The following is a 19,956-nucleotide window of genomic DNA, read 5'->3' on the forward strand; positions in this document are numbered from 1 at the left end:
AGACGCTCGACGGCGTCACCAGCTTACGCTAATTGCGCGAGCAAAGTTTCGGCATTCGATACCTCAAACTTGCCGCCTTCTTCAATATTGAGTTGGGTAACAACACCATCAACCGCCAGCAAGGAGTAACGTTGCGAACGTGTACCCATACCGAATTTACTGAAATCGGCCGACAGACCGAGGGCTTTACTGAAATCAGCATTGCCATCGGCCATCATGCGCACGATACCCGTGGCGTGTTGATCACGGCCCCATGCACCCATGACGAAGGCATCATTAACAGAAATGCACCAGATTTCATCAACGCCTTTTGCTTTTAAGGCAGCGGCTTGGGCAATATAACCAGGCACATGTTGAGCGGAACAAGTTGGCGTGTAAGCACCTGGCAAACCAAAAATCGCGATCGTTTTGCCTTTTACCAATTCAGCAACCTGAAATGTGTTCGGGCCTATGCTGCAAGTCTCGCCTGCGACTTCGATAAATTCTGCCAAGCTGCCAGCTGGTAAGTGTGCGCCAATTTGTATGCTCATTATGTTCCCTTTCATTAGATTCAATATACCCGAATTAAGATTACCTTTAAGGCAATTCAATATTCAGACTTGTGCAACGCCGGTCCAAAAACCCGGTGCGCAGGCACTCAGTATGCCTGAGAGCCGATAAATTTGCTCAGGGCGGAGCAATTCACCGCAGCGACGGCGGCCGCGCGAGGGCAGAATATTTTTTGTTACGCTCTATTTCCCGGTCGCCCACGCAAATGCGCTACAGCAATGCTAGGATGGAGCAATGAGGCGTCGCGCGTCGCTGTAAAGCATAAATAAGTTCATTTCAGTCTACATTTTCAAGCCATAATGTTTTCCGTATTGAAACAAACCTCAAGCCGACGGCAGCGCCCATGGATCGCTTTTATACTGGAAAACTAATGAACTTCGTCTTTACCCCAGCTCATCACCGCTTCAAACGCATGGCGCTGGCCTGCGCCGGCACCGCTGCCCTGCTGCTCGGCTGCGGTGGTGGTGGTGGTTCGTCGGCACCGGTGGCGGCAACGACGGCACCAGTGATCCCGCCAACGGTGAGCATCGATGTATTCGGTGCGCGCGGTGCCAGTCTCACTGCCATCGTCAGCGCCACCAATTGTTCCGCCACCCCGAGCGTGAGCTGGCAAACTTCATCGGGCGGCGCACTCGGCAGTGGTCTGACAATACAAGACACTCAAGCGACGGCCACCATCAGCGCCACCGCAACTTGCTCTACAGCTACCGCTACCGAAACCCTCAGTGCCAACTCGGTCTATAGCACGCTGGCAGCGTTTGCGGTCTTACAAAACGGTAAAGCCATTGCTTGGGGCAATCCGGTTTGGGGCGGCGACACCAGCGGTGCTGCGGCACTGAGTAATATCAGCCAATTGTATCCATCGGAGCGCGGCTTTGCCGCCTTGATCAATAACGGCAGCGTCGGCTTATGGGGCAGTTCCTATCTCGACATCAGCAGCGCCACCAGTGCGCTGACCAATATCGCCAGCATCATTCCCGGTCGGGTAGCGTATTTCGGCATTAAAAAAGACGGGAGCTTGACGGCCTGGGGCGTGGCGCGCGGTTTGATCACGCAAAACGATGTCGCTTTCAATGACGCCAACGCCGGCCTGAGCGCCGCCACTTTGGCCAGCTTAGTCAATATCAAAAGCATCGCCTCGACCGAAGGGGCCTATGCCGCGCTTAAAAACGACGGCAGCGTGGTGGCCTTCGGCGACGCCGATTCCGGCGGCGACGCCAGCTCGGTGCAAACACAGTTACTCAACGTAAAACAAATCGTCGCGACCAATTATGACTTCGTAGCGCTGCGCAACGATGGCAGCGTAGTTGGCTGGTCGGGCAGTTTCGGTTGGTCGACCCCGACCTCCGCACAACTACTGTCGAACATCAAAAGCCTCAGCACCAACGGTGCCGTCGGCGTCGCCCTCAGTTCCAGCGGGACGGCGACCGCCTTTGGCGACATCACGCAAGTTGACGCTGTCGACACCAGTTCCGTAGCCAGCTTACTGACTAACATCGTCAGCATCAGCGCCACGCAGACCGCCTTCGCCGCCATCCGCAGTGATGGCAGCGTGGTCAGTTGGGGCGATCTGCCGCGCATGCAAGGCAGTCTTAACAGTGTGCAACCCGCCTTGGTCAATGTGAAGTCGCTGTACAGCAGCGACTACGCCTTCGCGGCCTTGAAAAATGACGGCACCGTGGTTACTTGGGGGCAGGCCGAATCGGGTGGTGACAGCAGCGCGGTCGCCGCCCAATTGAATAATGTCGTAGCCATCAGCGCGAATCACTATGCCTTTGCCGCGCTCAAAGCCGATGGCAGCGTAGTCACTTGGGGCATGGCCAGTAAGGGCGGCGACAGCAGCGCGGTAGCCGCTAAACTGACACAAGTCCGGGCAATTTACGCCACCGCCTTGGGTGCCTTTTTGGCCGTCAGTAAAGATGGTAGCTTCACTACATGGGGCGATCAATGGGCGGGTGGCGGCAGTGTCCCGGCCAGTTTGAGCAAAATCCCTTACTCCGGCTGACCGCCGGCACGCTCCTTTTTTTGCAAAGACCTAACATGACCAACTCAGCTTATCGCCGCACTTCCCTGCTTGCCATCCTGCTCAGTGCCAGCGTGTTGGCCGCGCCGCCGGCAGCGGCCAATGCCAGTGCCCAAGCGCGCGCGCGCCCGGAGCAAAAGCTCACGCAATTAATCGTCAAGTATCACAATGAAGTCACGTACGCATCGGCCGCAGCCGCGGCCAGCGGCGCGCCCATCAACGCGCAGTTGCAAATACAGGCGCAACGGCTGACGCGCTTGCAAGGACTGGCGCAAAGCTATGGCAGCAGTCTGAGCGTACAGCGGCAGATTGTCACCGGCGCTTGGGTGTACCGCTCGGCAGTGCCGTTGACAGCGCTGCAGATGCGCACACTGGCGCGGCACATCGCGGCGGCTGACAGTTCCATCGACTATGCCGAACCCGACTATATTCGTCACGCCATGACGACCCCTGCCGATCAATGGGATATCCAAGCCTCGGCCAGCCAACCGGGCAGCATCAACTTACCCGGTGCCACGGCGCTCAGCAGCGGTGCCAATATCATCGTGGCGGTACTCGATACCGGTTATCGCCCACATCGCTCGCTCGTGCCCAACTTGATCGCGGCACCGAGTGGCAGCGGCTACGGCTACAATTTCATCAGCGATGCCGCCACCGCACGCCTGACTCTGGCACCAGGCGCCAGCTCGGTACGCGGCCCGGATGCACTCGATCAGGGCGACTGGGTCAGCGATAACAGTTGCGGTAATTCAGACAGTTCTTGGCATGGTACTCACGTGGCCGGTACGATTGCCGCGCTCAATAATCCGGCTGGCACGGTCGGCATCGCTCCGAATGCGAAGATCTTGGCGCTGCGGGTATTGGGCAAATGCGGCGGCACCGATTCCGACATCGCCGATGCCGTTGCCTGGGCCGCTGGCATCCATGTCGCCGGCGTGCCCGATAATACCAACAAAGCCAATGTCATCAATCTTTCGCTCGGCGGCACCGGCATTTGCAGCAAGACTGCCGCGGCGGTATTTCAAAGCGCTATGGCGGCCGGCACCGTGGTCGTGGTCGCGGCTGGCAATGAGAGTCGGGATGCGAAATTATCGGCACCAGCCAATTGTCCCGGGGTGATTGCGGTGGCATCGAATGCCATCACCGGCGGCCGTGCCAGCTACTCCAATTACGGCGGCACCGTGGCCGTCACCGCCCCCGGCGGCGGCTTCACCAACGCGGCCGACGTGATCTATTCGACTCTGCCGAGTGGAAAAACCCTGTCCACCGATGATCAAACTTACGGCAGCATGGCCGGCACTTCACAAGCCACGCCGCACGTGGCAGCAGTCGTGGCATTGATGTTGGCCGTCAATCCTAAGCTGAACCCGGCCCAAATCAAGGCGATGCTGATCAAAACCGCCCGCAACGCACCGAGCAATTGCCCTGGCTGCGGGGCCGGGCTGGTCGATGCCAGCGCGGCGGTCAAGGCCGCTGCTGGTCAGTAAGCGGTTTTTTACACATAAAAAAACCCGCTGCATTCACATACAGCGGGTTTTTTGCCACTACAAGCAGCGCTGTTAATCCGCTTGTTTGCGCAGGAAAGCAGGAATATCGTAAGTTTCCATGCCATTTTTTTCCAATGCGCGCACGGTATCGGAAGCCGACTCGCGACGCCATACGGCTGGCTTGCTCAAACCTTCGAACGAGGTACCGGCACTACCCATACCATTCGACACCGTGGTGGTCGCCATCGCAGCGGCCATCATCGGTTCGTTATTGGTACCGGTACGCAGCATCGGCGTTTGTACCAGTTGGATATTTTTCTTACCGCGACCCAAACCGGTAGCTACCACGGTCACACGGATATCATCACCCATGGTGTCGTCGTAAGCGATGCCTTGGGCAATCGAAGCATCAGGAGCGGCAAAGGCGCGTACTGCCGCCATGACTTCCTTGATTTCTTTACCCTTGAGGCTACGGCTGGCAGTCACATTGACCAGTACGCCACGCGCGCCGGACAAATCGATACCGTCGAGCAGTGGCGAAGCCACGGCCTGTTCGGCGGCCAAACGAGCGCGATCGACGCCGGACGCAGTGGCCGTGCCCATCATCGCCTTGCCTTGTTCACCCATAATGGTTTTGACGTCATTGAAATCGACGTTGATATGACCAGGCACATTAATGATTTCGGCAATACCGGCAACGGCATTATTGAGCACATCATCGGCATGCTGCAGCCATTCGATCATGCTGTCATCTTCGTAAATCTCTTCGAGCTTCTCGTTGAGAATGATGATCAGGGAATCGACATGCTGTGACAAAGCTTCCAAACCTTCGTCGGCGATGTCCATGCATTTTTTTCCTTCATAGGAAAACGGCTTGGAAACCACCGCGACCGTCAGGGCGCCGAGTTCTTTCGCTACTTGTGCCACCACCGGTGCCGCACCAGTGCCGGTACCGCCACCCATACCGGCAGCGATGAAGACCATGTGCGCACCACGCAATGCATCTTCGATACGCGCACGGGATTCTTCCGCCAGCTTGCGGCCGACTTCCGGTTTCATCCCCGCGCCCAAACCGGTTTCACCGATTTGTATCACGTTATGCGCTTTCGATTGCAGCAAAGCCTGTGCATCAGTGTTGGCCGCGATGAACTCCACGCCCGAAACACCTTTATTAATCATATGCTGTACCGCGTTGCCGCCTGCGCCACCGACGCCGACAACCTTAATTACGGTGCCTTGTGTGGCGTTATCAACCATATCGAACTCCATCATGACTCCTTCAGGTAGGCAGTTATCAGTCGCTAATTATCACACTATGTGACAACTAGCGACTGACAACTGTATATCAGACTATTATAAAATGACTACACCAATTGTGATACAAAAAGCTGACTAAAAATTCCCCAAAAACCACTCTTTCATGCGTTGCCAGACCGCTTTGGCAGAACCTTCCTGCCGCGTGACCAAATGACCGCGCAAATACTGCTTCTTCGCTTCCAACAACAAGCCTAAAACGGTGGCATAACGTGGACTGCGCACGACATCGGCGAGCTGGCCACTGTAGGCCGGCATACCGAGTCGCGTCGGTTTCAAGAAGATATCTTCGGCCATTTCGACCATGCCCGGCATGGCAGCAGAACCACCGGTGAGCACAATGCCGGAAGAGAGCACATCTTCATAACCTGATTCGCGCACGACTTGATGAACCAGCGCGAATAATTCTTCTACCCGCGGCTCGATCACTGCCGCCAATGCTTGGCGCGACAATGAGCGCGGCCCGCGATCGCCCAGACCAGGCACTTCGAGGGTATCGGACGGATCGGCCAACACTTGTTTGGCTACCCCGAAACGTACCTTGATTTCTTCTGCTTCCGAAGTCGGCGTGCGTAAGGCCATCGCAATATCATTGGTGATCTGATCACCGGCGATAGGAATCACCGCCGTGTGGCGAATCGCACCTTCGCTGAATACCGCCACATCAGTGGTACCACCGCCGATATCGATCAACACCACGCCGAGTTCTTTTTCATCACGCGTCAAGACGGCTTCGGCCGAAGCCATCGGTTGCAGGATCAGATCCGATACTTCCAAGCCGCAGCGCCGCACGCACTTGACGATGTTCTGCACCGCCGACACCGCGCCGGTAACGATATGCACTTTCACTTCGAGGCGAATACCGCTCATGCCTATCGGTTCGCGCACATCATCTTGACTATCGACGATGAATTCCTGCGGCAGCGTGTGCAGCAATTGCTGATCGGTAGGAATATTCACCGCCTTGGCCGTTTCAATCACGCGCGCCACATCGGCCGCTGTGACTTCTTTATCCTTGATGGCGACCATGCCGCTGGAATTGAAGCTGCGAATATGGCTGCCGGCAATGCCGGTATACACCCGGCTGATCTTACAATCGGCCATCAGCTCAGCTTCTTCCAGCGCCCGCTGAATCGACTCGACGGTCGCCTCGATATTGACGACCACGCCTTTTTTCAAGCCCTTCGATTCGTGCTGTCCGAGGCCGATGATTTCATGCCGTCCATCGGGCATGACCTCGGCCACTACCGCGACAATTTTGGAAGTGCCGATATCTAGGCCAACGATGAGATTTTTTGCGTCTTTTGTCATGTCTTTCCACTTACACTATGTATAAGAGACTCTGGTATTCAGAGCTTCTTTTTCTGTTTCATTCCTACCGCGCTGTGACTCGACTTCAGTGCCAGGCCATTCGGATACCGCATGTCCACACTTTCAATACTATCTTGTAAGCTGGCGATCAGTTGCGGATAAACGGTCAATAATTTATCCACCCGTCCTTTGATCGTCGCGCCATCCTGCACGCGCCCCAATTCGACTTGCATGCCGTTATTGAGTTTTACACTCCAGGCATAGCGGTTTGAATATTTCACCGCCTCCGGTGCCAAGCCGATGCGGGCAAACCAAGTTTTCAATTGCACGTACTGCTGCAGCACCTCGCGCGAACTGCCATCGGGGCCGGCCAGCGCGATCAGATCGGCATCTTCTTCGGCTTCGGCGAGGTTGGCGGTAAACACCTCGCCAGCCACAGAAATCAACTGTCCATCATCGCCCCAGGTACCGATGGCAACATGCTCCTCAAGCGTGACGCTGAGCTTGTTCGGCCATTCGCGCTGGACGCTGGCACGGCGCACCCACGGTACGCTTTCAAAGGCGGCGCGCACGTTGTCGAGATTGGCGGTGAAAAAATTTCCGCGAATTTTCGGCAAGGCAGTATTTCTGATCGTCAGCGGATTCACGTGCCGCAAGGGCTCTGCATTGCTGCCCGCGACCTGAATCACGGTCAAGGTAAACATCGGCCGTCGGATCACCCACCACACGCCGGATAACATCAAGGCGAGCAAAACGGCGCCCAACAAGGCATTCGCAGTATTGTTCATCAATTTGATGTCTTGCCACATGGTATAGGCTCTCCGTGCTTCGGTTTACTTGGTTTCGGTGCGAATTTTCAAACGCGCTGTCTGTAAAATTTTCAGACACAGATCTTCATAGCTGAGACCAGTCGCCTTGGCCGCCATCGGCACGAGCGAGTGACTGGTCATGCCGGGCGAAGTGTTAATTTCCAGCAGAAACGGCTTTTGATCCGATTCGCGCAACAGCACATCGACGCGCGCCCAGCCTTCACAATCGACCGCGCGGTAAGCTTCCACCGCCATCTCGGCGATCTCGGCGCTGAGTTCCGGCGCTAACTCGGCCGGACACACATAGCGGGTATCATCGGTGAAGTACTTGTTTTGGTAATCGTAATTGCCATCGGGTGCGACGATTTCAATGATGGGCAGAGCATACGCATCGGCACCGCGACCCAATACCGCTATCGTCAGTTCGCGCCCGGCCACAAATTCTTCTGCCAGCACGATGTCATCGAACTGCGCTGCCAACTGGTAGGCCGTACGCATTTCCGAATAACCGGCCACTTTGGTGATACCGATGGTCGAACCTTCGTGCGGCGGCTTGATAATCAAGGGCAAACCGAGTTCATCCGGCACCAGACGCAATTCAGTCTGCGGCGTCAGCACCGCATATTTCGGGGTCGACAGACCATGGGTTTGCCAAATGCGCTTGGTGAAAATTTTATCCATTGCAATCGCCGAAGCCATCACACCACTCCCGGTATACGGCAGATTCAATTGTTCCAACACACCCTGCAAGCTGCCATCTTCGCCATAGCGGCCATGCAGTGCAATGAAGACGCGGTCGAATTTTTCTGCCGCCAGTTCGGCGATGCTGCGCTCGGCAGGATCGAAAGCATGGGCATCGACTCCTTTGCTCTGCAAGGCCGCCAACACCCCTTGGCCGGACAGGATGGAGATATCGTGTTCGGCCGAACGCCCGCCGAACAAGACGCCAACTTTACCTAATGCTTTATTATTCAATTCTGTCATGATCTTCGCGTATTCAATAAATTAACTCTACTCTGTTGCCAAGCAAAGAGCTTACTTCGCCTGCGTCAATCTGGCCGGCACCGTACTGATGGAACCCGCCCCCATGACGATGAGGACGTCACCACCTTTTAACATATGCAGCAAGGTGTCCGGCATATCGGCGATGTGCTCGACAAACAGCGGTTCCACTTTGCCACCGACGCGCACGGCACGCGTGAGTGCACGGCCATCGGCCGCTACCAATGGCGCTTCACCGGCGGCATACACTTCCGCCAATACGACGGCATCGGCACTGGCCATCACCTTGACAAAGTCTTCAAACAAATCGCGTGTGCGGGTATAGCGATGCGGCTGAAACGCCAGCACCAACCGCCGTCCCGGATAGGCACCACGCGCTGCCGCCAGCGTGGCCGCCATTTCCACCGGGTGATGGCCATAATCATCGACCAAAGCAAAACTGCCACTGCCGTCGGCACAGGCAATCTCGCCGTAACGGGTGAAGCGCCGTCCGACCCCATTGAATTCTGACAAAGCCTTCTGGGTCGCGCTGTCGGCAACGCCGATTTCACGGGCAATGGCAATGGCTGCACAGGCATTCTGCACATTGTGCATGCCCGGTTGATTGAGGCTGATTTGCATATCGGGATAACCCTCATGCACCACGGTGAAATGCATCTTCCCATCGGCCGCGCGGGCATCGACGGCACGCACTTCGGCCTCGGGATGAAAGCCGTAAGTGACGATGGTTTTGGAAATCAAGGGCATGATTTCACGTACATTAGCATCATCGAGACAGAGCACGGCGACACCATAAAATGGCAAACGTTGGGTGAATTCGACGAAGGCTTGCTTGAGCCGCGAAAAATCATGCCCATAGGTTTCCATGTGATCGGCATCGATATTGGTAATGACTTCAATCACCGGCAACAGGTTGAGAAACGAGGCATCTGACTCATCTGCTTCGGCGACGATAAAATCGCCGCTACCAAGCTTGGCATTGGCACCGGCGCTGTTGAGGCGGCCACCGATGACAAAGGTGGGATCGAAACCGCCCTCGGCCAAAATACTCGCAACCAAGCTGGTGGTGGTGGTCTTGCCATGGGTGCCGGCGATGGCGATACCACGTTTCAGTCGCATTAATTCAGCCAACATCAAGGCGCGCGGGACAATCGGAATATGGCGCGCACGTGCTGCCACAACTTCCGGGTTATCGTCTTTCACGGCCGTCGAGGTCACTACTGCATCGGCACCGATGATCTGTTCGGCCGCATGACCGATACTGACCTTGGCACCGAGACTGGCCAGGCGCTGCGAAGCGGCATTGCTGCTGAGGTCGGAACCGGAAATGGTATAGCCGAGATTGAGCAAGACTTCGGCAATCCCGCTCATGCCCGAGCCACCGATACCGACAAAATGAATGTGTTTAACTTTATGTTTCATACTAAGGATTCCAGAATTTTCGCAATGTTCTCACTCGCCGCCCGCTCACCGAGTGCATGCGCCGCTTGCGCCAACTGCAGACAGTCGGCGCGGCTGAGCGCAGTAAGGCGCGCGGCCAACACGGCCGGCGTGAGCTCGGACTGCGGCAGGCAGAGCGCGGCCTGATGCTGTGCCATCCAAGCAGCGTTTTGTTTTTGATGTGAGGTACTCGAGGCCATGAACGGCACCAAAATACTGGCTACCCCAGCGGCCGTCAACTCCGACACCGTGATCGCACCGGCGCGGCACACCACCAGATCGGCAGCGCCATAACACTGTGCCATATCATCGATGAAGTCGACCACATTGGCCGTCACACCGGCACGCGCATAATTGTCGCGCAAGGCGGCGATATGCTGCTTACCCGATTGATGCGTGACCTGCGGACGCTGTTCCGGTGCCAGCAACGCCAAGGCTTGCGGCAGCATATCGTTGAGTACTTTGGCACCCAAACTGCCACCGACCACCAAGATGCGCAAGGGCCCGCTACGCTCGGCGTAACGCTGCTGCGGTGGCGGCAATTGACAAATCTCGCTACGGATCGGATTCCCACTGACCAAGGCTTTGGCATCCTTGACGGCCGTTGGCAAACCAAACAGCAATTTGCTGGCAAACGGTCGCAAGGCCCGATTCGATAACAGTAACACCGCATCGGCATTCATCAGCACCAAGGGTTTGCCGCACAAACTGGCGACCAAGCCACCCGGCACCGTGACATAACCGCCCATGCCGAGTACCACATCCGGGCGGCGTTTCAGCATGATGCGCACACAAGTGAAGAAACTGCCGACCAGCTTGACGGCACCGCTCACTGTGTGCTGCCAACCCTTACCACGCAAACCGCTGAAGCTCAAACTATCGAGTACTATGCCGTGGGCTGGCACAATCTGCGCTTCCATGCCAGTGCGCGTGCCGAGCCAACTGACTTCCCAGCCGCGCGCGCGCATCAGATCGGCAATCGCCAAGCCGGGGAAAATATGGCCGCCGGTACCGGCTGCCATGATCAATAATTTTTTGTGTCGCAGCGGGCTCATGCTCGGCCTCCACGCATCAACACACGGTTTTCATAATCGACTCTGAGCAAAATCGCCAATCCTATACAATTAATCATCACACCCGAACCACCGTAACTCATCAACGGCAAGGTCAAACCTTTGGTCGGCAACAAACCGAGATTGACGCCCATATTAATGAAAGCCTGTACACCGATCCAGATGCCTATGCCTTTGGCAGTGAGGCCGGCAAAAGTTTGATCGAGCGCGATCGCTTGACGACCAATTTCAAAAGCACGTTTGAGTATCCAGTAAAATAATAAAATCACCACCATCACACCGACAAAGCCGAGCTCCTCACCGATCACGGCGAGTAGAAAATCGGTATGTGCTTCTGGCAGATAATGTAATTTTTCCACACTCGCACCGAGTCCGACGCCGAACAATTCACCGCGACCGAAGGCGATCAGCGAATGCGACAACTGGTAAGCCTTGCCGAGCGCATTATCTTCCTGCCAAGGGTTAAGGTAAGCGAAAATCCGTTCGCGCCGCCAGGGCGAAAGCACGATCACCATGGTAAAAATGCCGACCAAGGTGGCAGCGATACCGCCGAACCAAACGCCGTTAATCCCGCCTAAAAACAGAATACCCATGGCGATGCAAACGATCACGCCGAAGGCACCCAAATCCGGTTCCAACAGCAACAGCAAACCGACCACAGCGACGGCCGCCATCATGGGGAAAAAACCCTTGGTCAGTTTGTGCATGTATTCCTGTTTGCGCACCGTGTAATCGGCGGCGTACAAGACCATGAACAATTTCATGAATTCGGACGGTTGCAAATTAAATACCTTGAACGATAACCAACGTTTCGCCCCATTGACGCCCTTGCCCAGACCGGGAATCAGCACCGCCACCAGCAAGAGCAGGACAAACACAAACAAGTAAGGCGCCGCTTTTTGCCAAGTCGCGACCGGCACCCGAAACACCAAGGCGGCAGTGATCACCGAAACCAGCACGAACAGCGCTTGGCGCGTCAAAAAATGGGTGTTTTTGTAATTCGCATACTTGGGCGAATCGGGCAGTGAAATCGAGGCCGAATACACCATCACCACGCCCATCAACATCAGGATCATGGTGACCCAAATCAGGGGCTGGTCATAACTCATCATTTTCGAACGATGGACCAACTGCGTCTCCGGCCCGGGGGCAGAAAACGGTGACCATTTACGCAGCGGTAGCAGCATCTGACGCATCAGCAAATCTCCCCGCTGGCTAAAGCTTGTTCGCGTACCGCTTCGGCAAACACCTCGGCACGATGGGCGTAATTACGAAACATATCAAAACTGGCACAAGCTGGCGACAACAACACGGTGTCGCCACTCTGGGCTTGCGCCGCCGCCGCCGCTACCGCCTGTTCCAAACTGAGGCAATCGTGCAGCGGCACCGCTTGGGCGACGCCGCCGCTGAGCACAGCATGCAAGGCGGCGCGGTCTTGACCGATTAAGAACACTGCTTTGGCATAACGCGCCACGACATCGGCCAGCGGCGTGAAGTCCTGCCCCTTGCCGACACCACCGGCGATGAGGAGAATAGTTTTTTCGTTACTGCCCGAACTCTGACCCAAGCCACGCAGGGCAGCCACGGTGGCGCCGACATTAGTGCCTTTACTGTCGTCAATGTAGTCAACACCGATAATCGTATGGATCAGTTCTACCCGGTGCGGTTCGCCTTTGTATTCGCGCAAACCATGCAGCAAGGGTGCCAAGGGCAAACCGATGGCGCGACACAAAGCCAGTGCCGCCAAGGCGTTGGCGGCATTGTGCGCACCCCGAATTTGTAAGGCTTCGCTGGGCATGAGGCGATTGATCAGCACCGCTACCAAGTCGACCGGCGCGTCTTTCTTACGCCGGCGGCCGCTGGCCGGGGCATCTTCGGCCGCTACGGCACTGACCAGCCAAGCCATGCCGCTCTCATGTTGTAAACCAAGATCGTCGACCAGATCGGGCACATCGGTGCCGAATGTCACCACGCTGCCCGTGGGTTTGGCCATCGCCATCACCAGCGCTTCGTCACGATTGAGCACCTGTACCGTTTGTGGGCCGAAAATACGCGCTTTGTCGGCGCAATAGGCGGCCATACTGCCATGCCAGTCCAGATGATCCTGACTGATATTAAGCACCACCGCGGCATCGGCGGCCAAGCTGAAACAAGTATGTAATTGAAAACTCGACAATTCCAACACCCACACCTGCGGTAAATCTTCTTGCTCCAGACTCAAGCGTAAAACATCCAGCACGGCTGGACTGATATTACCAGCCACACGCGTCGACAAGCCGGCACGCTGGCACAGCAAACCAACCATACTGGTCACGGTGGTTTTACCGTTGGTACCGGTAATGGCAATCACTTTCGGTGCGTAGCCGCGCTGTTCGCGCAATTCGGCCAAGGCCAGCGCAAATAATTCCATCTCACCCCACACAGGAATGGCCAGCGCCGCTGCGGCCGGCACGATCAACGCCAATTCTTTTTGTGGTGCCAGGCCCGGGCTGACCAGCACGACATCGATATCCGTGAGCAGCTCAGCTTCGAATGCGCCGGCAATGAATTGTGCCGCTGGACAGTGTTCCTGCAAAGCGGCCAGAGACGGCGGTGCGCTGCGCGTATCGGCCACGCGCAGCACGGCACCGGCGCGCGCCAACCACTGCGCCATCGCCAAACCGGACTCACCGAGACCGAGCACCAAGACCTGTTTTCCAGACAAATTCATACGCACATTTTCCAACGACAGTGAAACCAACAGCAGTGTTAACGTAAATCAGCGTAACTTCAGCGAAGACAAACCGACCAAGACCAACAGCATGGTGATAATCCAGAAGCGCACCACTACCTGGGTTTCTTTCCATCCTTTTTTTTCAAAATGATGATGCAAGGGTGCCATCAGAAACAAACGCCGGCCGACGCCGAAGCGCTTTTTCGTCAGTTTGAAATACCCGACCTGCAAAATAATCGACACGGTTTCAGCCACGAAGATGCCACCCATGATGAACAATACGATTTCCTGACGCACGATCACTGCCACCGTACCGAGCGCCCCGCCCAAAGCCAGCGCCCCGACGTCGCCCATGAAAACTTGGGCCGGATGGGCATTGAACCAAAGGAAGGCCAGCCCGGCACCGACAATCGCACCGCAAAAAATCAGTAATTCGCCGGCCCCCGGTATATGCGGAATGAGTAAATACTTGGAATAGCCGACGTGACCGGATAAATAAGCAAACAGACCGAGCGCGGCACCGACCATGATGATGGGCATGATCGCCAAACCATCGAGACCGTCAGTAAAATTGACGGCATTACTGGTGCCGACGATGACGCAGTAAGTCAGGGCAATGAAACCCCACACGCCGAGCGGATAGCTGATAGTTTTGAAAAATGGTACGATCAAATCTGCTTTCGGTGGCAAATCCATGCTGAAGCCCGACTGTACCCAGGCAAACAGCAATTCCAAGATCTTGGAACTGCTCGGTGCCGACACCGAAAACGCCAGATAAAACGCAGCGGCCAAACCGATCAAGGATTGCCAAAAATATTTTTCGCGCGAACGCATGCCTTCCGGATCTTTATGCACTACCTTGCGGTAATCATCGGCCCAGCCGACGGCACCATAACCGAAGGTGACGATCATCACCACCCAGATGAAACGGTTGCTGAGGTCCGCCCACAGCAAAGTCGAGATGGCGATGGAAATCAAAACCAGCACGCCACCCATGGTCGGCGTACCCGATTTCACCAGATGCGTTTCCATTCCATAAGCGCGTACCGCCTGCCCGACTTTCAAACGAGTCAGCATGCGAATCACCGCCGGGCCGGCAAACAAGCCTATCGATAAGGCCGTCATGGTGGCAAACACTGCGCGGAACGTGATGAAACCAAAGACGCGCAAGAGTCCCAGATCCTGTTTGAAATATTCGGCTAACCAAAGCAACATGCTAGTGCATCCCTGTAATTTTTTGTTGTGAGTCTTTTACTGCCAGCAAATGCGCCACCACGCGTTCCATGCGCATGAAACGCGAGCCCTTGACCAATACCGTACTGTGCTCGGTGAGTCGCGCGTCGAGCGCGGCCAATAAGCTGCTCAAGTCGGAAAAATGCTGTGCGCCGGCACCGAATGAAGAGACGCTGTGGCTGACTAATTCACCGAATAAAAACAGCGTGCCGACACCGCGTGCGCGCGCATAATCACCGATTTCGGCATGGAATAATGCGCCTTGCTGGCCGACTTCACCCATATCACCCAGTACCAGTATCGTGTCGCCACCCAGCTGTGCCAGCACATCGATGGCGGCACGAACAGAATCGGGATTAGCGTTATACGTGTCGTCGATCACGGTGGCACCACCGGCGGCGCTATGGCGCTGCAAGCGTCCCTGTACCGGACGAAAATTTTCCAAACCGCTGACGATCAGCGCGGCAGCGATACCGATCGCCTGCGCGCAGGCGGCGGCGGCCAAGGCATTCAAAACATTGTGCTCGCCAGCGGCCTGTAATTGCACTTGCTGCGCGCTGCCGTCGATAAATAATTCCAGCGTGCTGCCAAAACCCTGCTCAACATAGGTAGCATGTACATCGGCACCAGGCGTAAGACCGAAACTGAGCACTCGGCGTTGCCCGCCTTCGTTGGCATAAGCACGCCACAGTGCACTGAATTCATCATCGTGCGGGAACACGGCGACGCCGTGCAAAGGCAAGGCGCGGATAGCGGCACCGTTTTCTTCAGCCACGGCGCGCACGCTTTGCATAAATTCCTGGTGTTCGCGCTGGGCATTATTGACCAGCACCACGGTCGGCTTGGCACAGTCGGCCAACACGGCGATTTCACCGGGATGATTCATACCCATCTCGATCACCGCTGCCTGATGCCGACTCTGCAAGTCCAGCAAAGTCATGGGCACGCCGATTTCATTATTGAGGTTGCCGCGCGTGGCCAAATAATGCTCAGACCCGCACGCTGCAGTGAGTATCGCAGCCAACATTTCTTTGACGGTGGTTTTACCATTGCTGCCGGTAACGCCTATCAACGGCAAATCGAAGCGACTGCGCCAATAGTGACCGATTTCCAGCAGCGCTTGCTTGGTATCGGGAACCAGTAAAGCCGGCAAGCCAAAGCCATCCGGCAGCGCCTCGGCCACCACCGCAGCGGCACCGGTGGCGGCAGCTTGCGGCAGAAAATCATGGGCATCGAAGTGTTCGCCTCGTAAAGCCACGAACAAATTGCCGGCCGCGATACGGCGACTGTCGGTGCTGACGCCGTGCAGCGGCGTGTCAGTACCGCGGAGTTCACCTTGGCTCAGCGCTGCGAGTAATGCTTGTAGCGTACATTCCATCAGTTGCCCCGCTTCATATTGCCATTGGTGGCGATGGTCGCCAGCGCCAACGCGGCATGTTCTTCATCCGAAAACGGCGACTTCTTGCCAGCGATTTCCTGATACGTTTCATGCCCTTTGCCGGCCAACAGCACCACATCATGGTCACCCGCATGTTTGATAGCATACAAAATCGCGTTCGCACGGTCTTCGACGATGTGCGCTTTCAGGTCCATGCCGGCGACGATCTCGGCGATGATGCTGCTCGGTGCTTCGCTGCGCGGATTATCATTGGTCAGCACCACCTGCGCTGCCAGTTGTGCCACCTTACCCATTTGCGGGCGCTTGCCGGGATCGCGGTCGCCACCACAGCCAAACACACACCACAATTGTCCACCACGTTCCTGCGCCACCGACTGCAAAGCCAGCAAAGTTTTTTCCAGCGCATCGGGGGTATGGGCGTAATCGATGACAACCATCACATGGCCAGCAGTGCCGAGCAATTGCATGCGCCCGGCGACGGGCGGTAATTTTTCTACGATCGCCAAGGCTTTGCTAAAGCTGACACCTTTGTCCAGCAAGACCGCCAACACGGCCAGAATATTGCTGACATTGAAGCGCCCGATCAACTGGGTTTTCACCAAGCCAGTGCCAAATGGAGAATCCAGATGAAAACTGGTACCGCCATGACTGGCCTTGAGGTGACTGGCGCGCAGCAAGCTGATGTGGCTTTCAGCCGGCAGCGTCGCCGCGCCTTCGATTCGATAACCAAGCAAGCGCAGTTGCGGATTACGCGCCTGCAGATACGGCACCAAGCCAGCGCCGAAGGGATCGTCGAGATTGAGCACGGCCGCTGCCAGCTCAGGTGCATCGAACAACTGTCGTTTGGCCGCGCCATACGCGACCATATCGCCGTGATAATCGAGATGATCGCGAGTCAGATTGGTGAAGACGGCGACATCGATATGTAAGCCGGCCAAGCGCGCTTCGGCCAAACCGATGGAAGAAGCCTCGATCGCCAGCGCTTCTGCACCTTGTGCGCGCAAACTGACCAAGCTGCGTTGCAAGCTGATCGCGTCCGGGGTGGTGTAACCGGTTTCAGTAAAACTGCCGGCCAAGCCGTTTTTATACAGCCCATGACCGAGCGTACCGATGACGGCGCTGTCGCATTTCGCCAGCGACAAGGCTTTCGCCAACCATTGCGTGCATGAGGTTTTACCATTGGTACCGGTCACCGCGACGCTGTACAGCGGCGCAGCGGGCGCAGCGTACCAAGTGCTGGCGATGGTGCCGGCTTGCGCCAGCAAACCCGACACCGCTAAATGCGGCAGCGTGAGGCGACCATCCCACTCGAAATCTTCGGCTTCATACACCACGGCAGCAGCACCAGCGATGATGGCCGCCTCAATGTAAGCGCGACCATCGCCGTGCGGCGTGCGCAGTGCGAAAAACACATCGCCGCGAGCGATCTGGCGAGAATTGGCGCTCAGTTGTGCGGCCGGAGCACGCTCCCTGAGCCAATTGATAATTGCATCCATGCTTGGTGTTCCTGCTGCCAGGGCGGCGCTTGCGCGCTCGGCGATATGGCGAATTGGGTTTGCTCGGTTCATCACATACTCTCCTGGACACTGTTGTCAGGAATGATGCTGGTGACGGAGGAATCGGGGGCGACGTTCATCGAACGCAGTACATTGGCGGTAATGGCGGCAAACACCGGGGCGGCGACGATACCGCCGTAATAACCACCGGCGCTAGGCTCATCAATCATCACCGCGACAATCACGCGTGGGTGAGAAACCGGGGCAAAGCCGACAAAGTCACCGATATATTTATTCACATAGCGGCCGCCTTCAATCTTGTGTGCGGTACCGGTTTTACCGGCGACACGATAGCCGGCCACCCGCGCTTGCGTGGCCGTGCCGCCTGGCTCCGTGACGGACTCCATCATGCTGCGCAATTGCAGTGCGGTTTTTTCGGAAATCACGCGCTGACCTTTCGGCGCTTCGTGGGCTTTGCGAAAAGTCAGCGGAATGATGTCACCGTTACGGGCAAAAATCATATACGCGCGGGCAATTTGCAACAGCGATACCGAAATACCGTGGCCATAACTCATGGTGGCTTGCTCGATGGGACGCCAGTTTTTATAATTTCGTAAACGCCCGGCGACAGCACCGGGGAAACCGAATTTCGGCTGCTGACCGAAGCCGACATTGGTAAACATTTCCCACATTTCTTGCGGCGGCATTTGCATGGCAATTTTCACGGTGCCGATGTTCGATGACTTCTGTATTACTTGGGCCACAGTCAATGCCGCCATCTTGTGCGCATCATGAATCACGGCCGGACCGATCGACATATACCCTGGCGCAGTTTGAAACACCGTCTCCGGCGTGACGCGCCCGGTTTCAAGTGCGAGTGCGACCGTAAACGGCTTCATCGTCGAGCCCGGCTCAAAGGTATCGGTCAGCACGCGGTTGCGTAATTGTGCGCCGGTCAGCACCGAGCGGTCATTCGGGTTATATGCCGGCAAGTTCACCAGCGCCAGCACTTCACCGGTCTGCACATCGAGCACCACGGCAGCACCGGCCTTGGCTTTGTGTTTTTCCACTGCATCTTTGAGGTGGGTAAACGCGATATATTGTATTTTGCTGTCGATCGACAGATCCAGATCATGGCCGTCATGCGGCTCTTTCACGGCCCGAATATCTTCGACGATGCGCCCGAGCCGGTCTTTGATCACGCGCCGACTGCCAGTTTTACCGGCCAAATCTTTTTCCGAAGCCAGCTCTATACCTTCTTGGCCGACATCTTCGACATTGGTAAATCCGACCACATGGGCCATGATTTCCCCTTCGGGATAAAAGCGCTTGTATTCCTTGCGCGTATCGATGCCGACGATGCCGAGCGCCTGAATTTTATCGGAAATTTCCGGCTCAACCTGGCGTTTCAAGTAAACGAATTGACGATCAGAATCCAATTTTTTGCGCAATTCGGCTTCAGTCATCGACAACAAAACGGCCAATTGTTGCAGCTTTTCTTTGGGCGCATCGAGCACATCGTCGGGAATCGCCCAGATCGCTTTCACCGGCACCGAGGAAGCCAACACCTCGCCATTGCGATCGGTAATTTTGCCGCGCGTAGCCGGCAATTCCAGTGTGCGCGCGTAGCGACTGGCACCCTGCTTTTGTAAGAATTCGGTGGTAATGCCCTGCAAATACAGTGCGCGTGCGATCAGCGCCAAAAAGGCACCGAATAATAAAAACAGTACCAAGCGCGAACGCCAGCTTGGCAATTTCACATCCAGCACCGGACTGCTGGAAAACGCCACACCACGTGAGGCAGCATTGCGGGAACCCTTGGTGGTGCGACTCATTTCAACTCCACCGCTTTAAGGTATTGAGTGCGGTCGGGACTGACCACCACCATATTCAAGTGTTTACTGGCAGTTTCTTCGATACGCGCATGCTTGCCGTAAGTCGATTGATCGAGCCGTAATTGCGTCCACTGCAATTCATATTGTTTGCTCAAACTTTGCTCGCGTTCGAGTTCGATAAACAGGCGACGTGCCTGATACTGTGCGTTTATCAAAGACAAAGCACAGGCAATCAAACATATCGCGAGAAAGATATTGATGCGGTTAGTCAT

General features: G+C 56.1%; 16 protein-coding genes. 2 read left to right on the forward strand and 14 right to left on the reverse strand.

The window, feature by feature from the left end:
• Positions 1-23 precede the first annotated feature (23 nt).
• Positions 24-530, reverse strand: a complete 507-nt coding sequence (locus QN359_RS03955; protein WP_322249682.1) for a peroxiredoxin — start codon at positions 528-530, stop codon at positions 24-26.
• 389 nt (positions 531-919) lie between these two features.
• On the opposite strand from QN359_RS03955, the gene QN359_RS03960 reads away from it, so the two are divergent.
• Both QN359_RS03960 and QN359_RS03965 read left to right on the forward strand, forming a co-directional pair.
• Complete coding sequence (locus tag QN359_RS03960) at positions 920-2,554, forward strand: hypothetical protein (RefSeq protein WP_322249683.1); 1,635 nt, start codon at positions 920-922, stop codon at positions 2,552-2,554.
• Positions 2,555-2,589: 35 nt separating this feature from the next.
• Positions 2,590-4,059, forward strand: coding sequence for a S8 family serine peptidase (locus tag QN359_RS03965; RefSeq protein ID WP_322249685.1), 1,470 nt, complete (start codon positions 2,590-2,592; stop codon positions 4,057-4,059).
• Between the two features lie 72 nt (positions 4,060-4,131).
• On the opposite strand, the gene ftsZ is transcribed toward QN359_RS03965, so the two are convergent.
• The 13 genes from ftsZ to ftsL all read right to left on the reverse strand — a co-directional run bounded on the left by ftsZ (position 4,132) and on the right by ftsL (position 19,956).
• Entirely contained in the window at positions 4,132-5,328 is a 1,197-nt protein-coding gene (gene ftsZ, locus QN359_RS03970) for a cell division protein FtsZ (protein ID WP_322249686.1), read from the reverse strand.
• A 123-nt stretch (positions 5,329-5,451) separates the two neighbouring features.
• On the reverse strand, positions 5,452-6,684 hold the full coding sequence (ftsA, locus tag QN359_RS03975; protein WP_322249687.1) for a cell division protein FtsA: 1,233 nt from the start codon (positions 6,682-6,684) through the stop codon (positions 5,452-5,454).
• A gap of 38 nt (positions 6,685-6,722) precedes the next feature.
• On the reverse strand, positions 6,723-7,493 hold the full coding sequence (locus QN359_RS03980) for a cell division protein FtsQ/DivIB (RefSeq protein WP_322249688.1): 771 nt from the start codon (positions 7,491-7,493) through the stop codon (positions 6,723-6,725).
• A gap of 24 nt (positions 7,494-7,517) precedes the next feature.
• On the reverse strand, positions 7,518-8,477 hold the full coding sequence (locus QN359_RS03985) for a D-alanine--D-alanine ligase (protein WP_322249689.1): 960 nt from the start codon (positions 8,475-8,477) through the stop codon (positions 7,518-7,520).
• A gap of 51 nt (positions 8,478-8,528) precedes the next feature.
• Positions 8,529-9,917, reverse strand: a complete 1,389-nt coding sequence (murC, locus tag QN359_RS03990) for a UDP-N-acetylmuramate--L-alanine ligase (RefSeq protein ID WP_322249690.1) — start codon at positions 9,915-9,917, stop codon at positions 8,529-8,531.
• The gene (gene murG, locus QN359_RS03995; protein WP_322249692.1) at positions 9,914-10,990 is read right to left on the reverse strand and encodes an undecaprenyldiphospho-muramoylpentapeptide beta-N-acetylglucosaminyltransferase; all 1,077 of its coding nucleotides are present in this window, start codon (positions 10,988-10,990) and stop codon (positions 9,914-9,916) included. Before murG ends, murC begins: the two co-directional genes overlap by 4 nt.
• A complete protein-coding gene (gene ftsW, locus QN359_RS04000) occupies positions 10,987-12,195 on the reverse strand; it encodes a putative lipid II flippase FtsW (protein WP_322251029.1) in 1,209 nt (402 codons plus the stop codon). Before ftsW ends, murG begins: the two co-directional genes overlap by 4 nt.
• Before the next feature lie 8 nt (positions 12,196-12,203).
• Entirely contained in the window at positions 12,204-13,718 is a 1,515-nt protein-coding gene (gene murD, locus QN359_RS04005; RefSeq protein ID WP_322249693.1) for a UDP-N-acetylmuramoyl-L-alanine--D-glutamate ligase, read from the reverse strand.
• A 48-nt stretch (positions 13,719-13,766) separates the two neighbouring features.
• The gene (gene mraY, locus QN359_RS04010; RefSeq protein ID WP_322249694.1) at positions 13,767-14,936 is read right to left on the reverse strand and encodes a phospho-N-acetylmuramoyl-pentapeptide-transferase; all 1,170 of its coding nucleotides are present in this window, start codon (positions 14,934-14,936) and stop codon (positions 13,767-13,769) included.
• Position 14,937: 1 nt separating this feature from the next.
• On the reverse strand, positions 14,938-16,332 hold the full coding sequence (locus QN359_RS04015) for a UDP-N-acetylmuramoyl-tripeptide--D-alanyl-D-alanine ligase (protein ID WP_322249695.1): 1,395 nt from the start codon (positions 16,330-16,332) through the stop codon (positions 14,938-14,940).
• On the reverse strand, positions 16,332-17,921 hold the full coding sequence (locus QN359_RS04020; RefSeq protein ID WP_322249696.1) for a UDP-N-acetylmuramoyl-L-alanyl-D-glutamate--2,6-diaminopimelate ligase: 1,590 nt from the start codon (positions 17,919-17,921) through the stop codon (positions 16,332-16,334). The genes QN359_RS04015 and QN359_RS04020 overlap by 1 nt, the downstream gene beginning before the upstream one ends.
• A complete protein-coding gene (locus QN359_RS04025) occupies positions 17,921-19,684 on the reverse strand; it encodes a penicillin-binding protein 2 (protein ID WP_322249697.1) in 1,764 nt (587 codons plus the stop codon). The genes QN359_RS04020 and QN359_RS04025 overlap by 1 nt, the downstream gene beginning before the upstream one ends.
• Positions 19,681-19,956 carry a cell division protein FtsL gene (gene ftsL, locus QN359_RS04030; RefSeq protein ID WP_322249699.1) on the reverse strand — a complete coding sequence of 92 codons (276 nt, stop codon included), beginning with the start codon at positions 19,954-19,956 and terminating at the stop codon, positions 19,681-19,683. Before ftsL ends, QN359_RS04025 begins: the two co-directional genes overlap by 4 nt.

It is taken from the genome of Undibacterium sp. 5I2 (genome assembly GCF_035019605.1).
Lineage (GTDB): Bacteria > Pseudomonadota > Gammaproteobacteria > Burkholderiales > Burkholderiaceae_D > Undibacterium.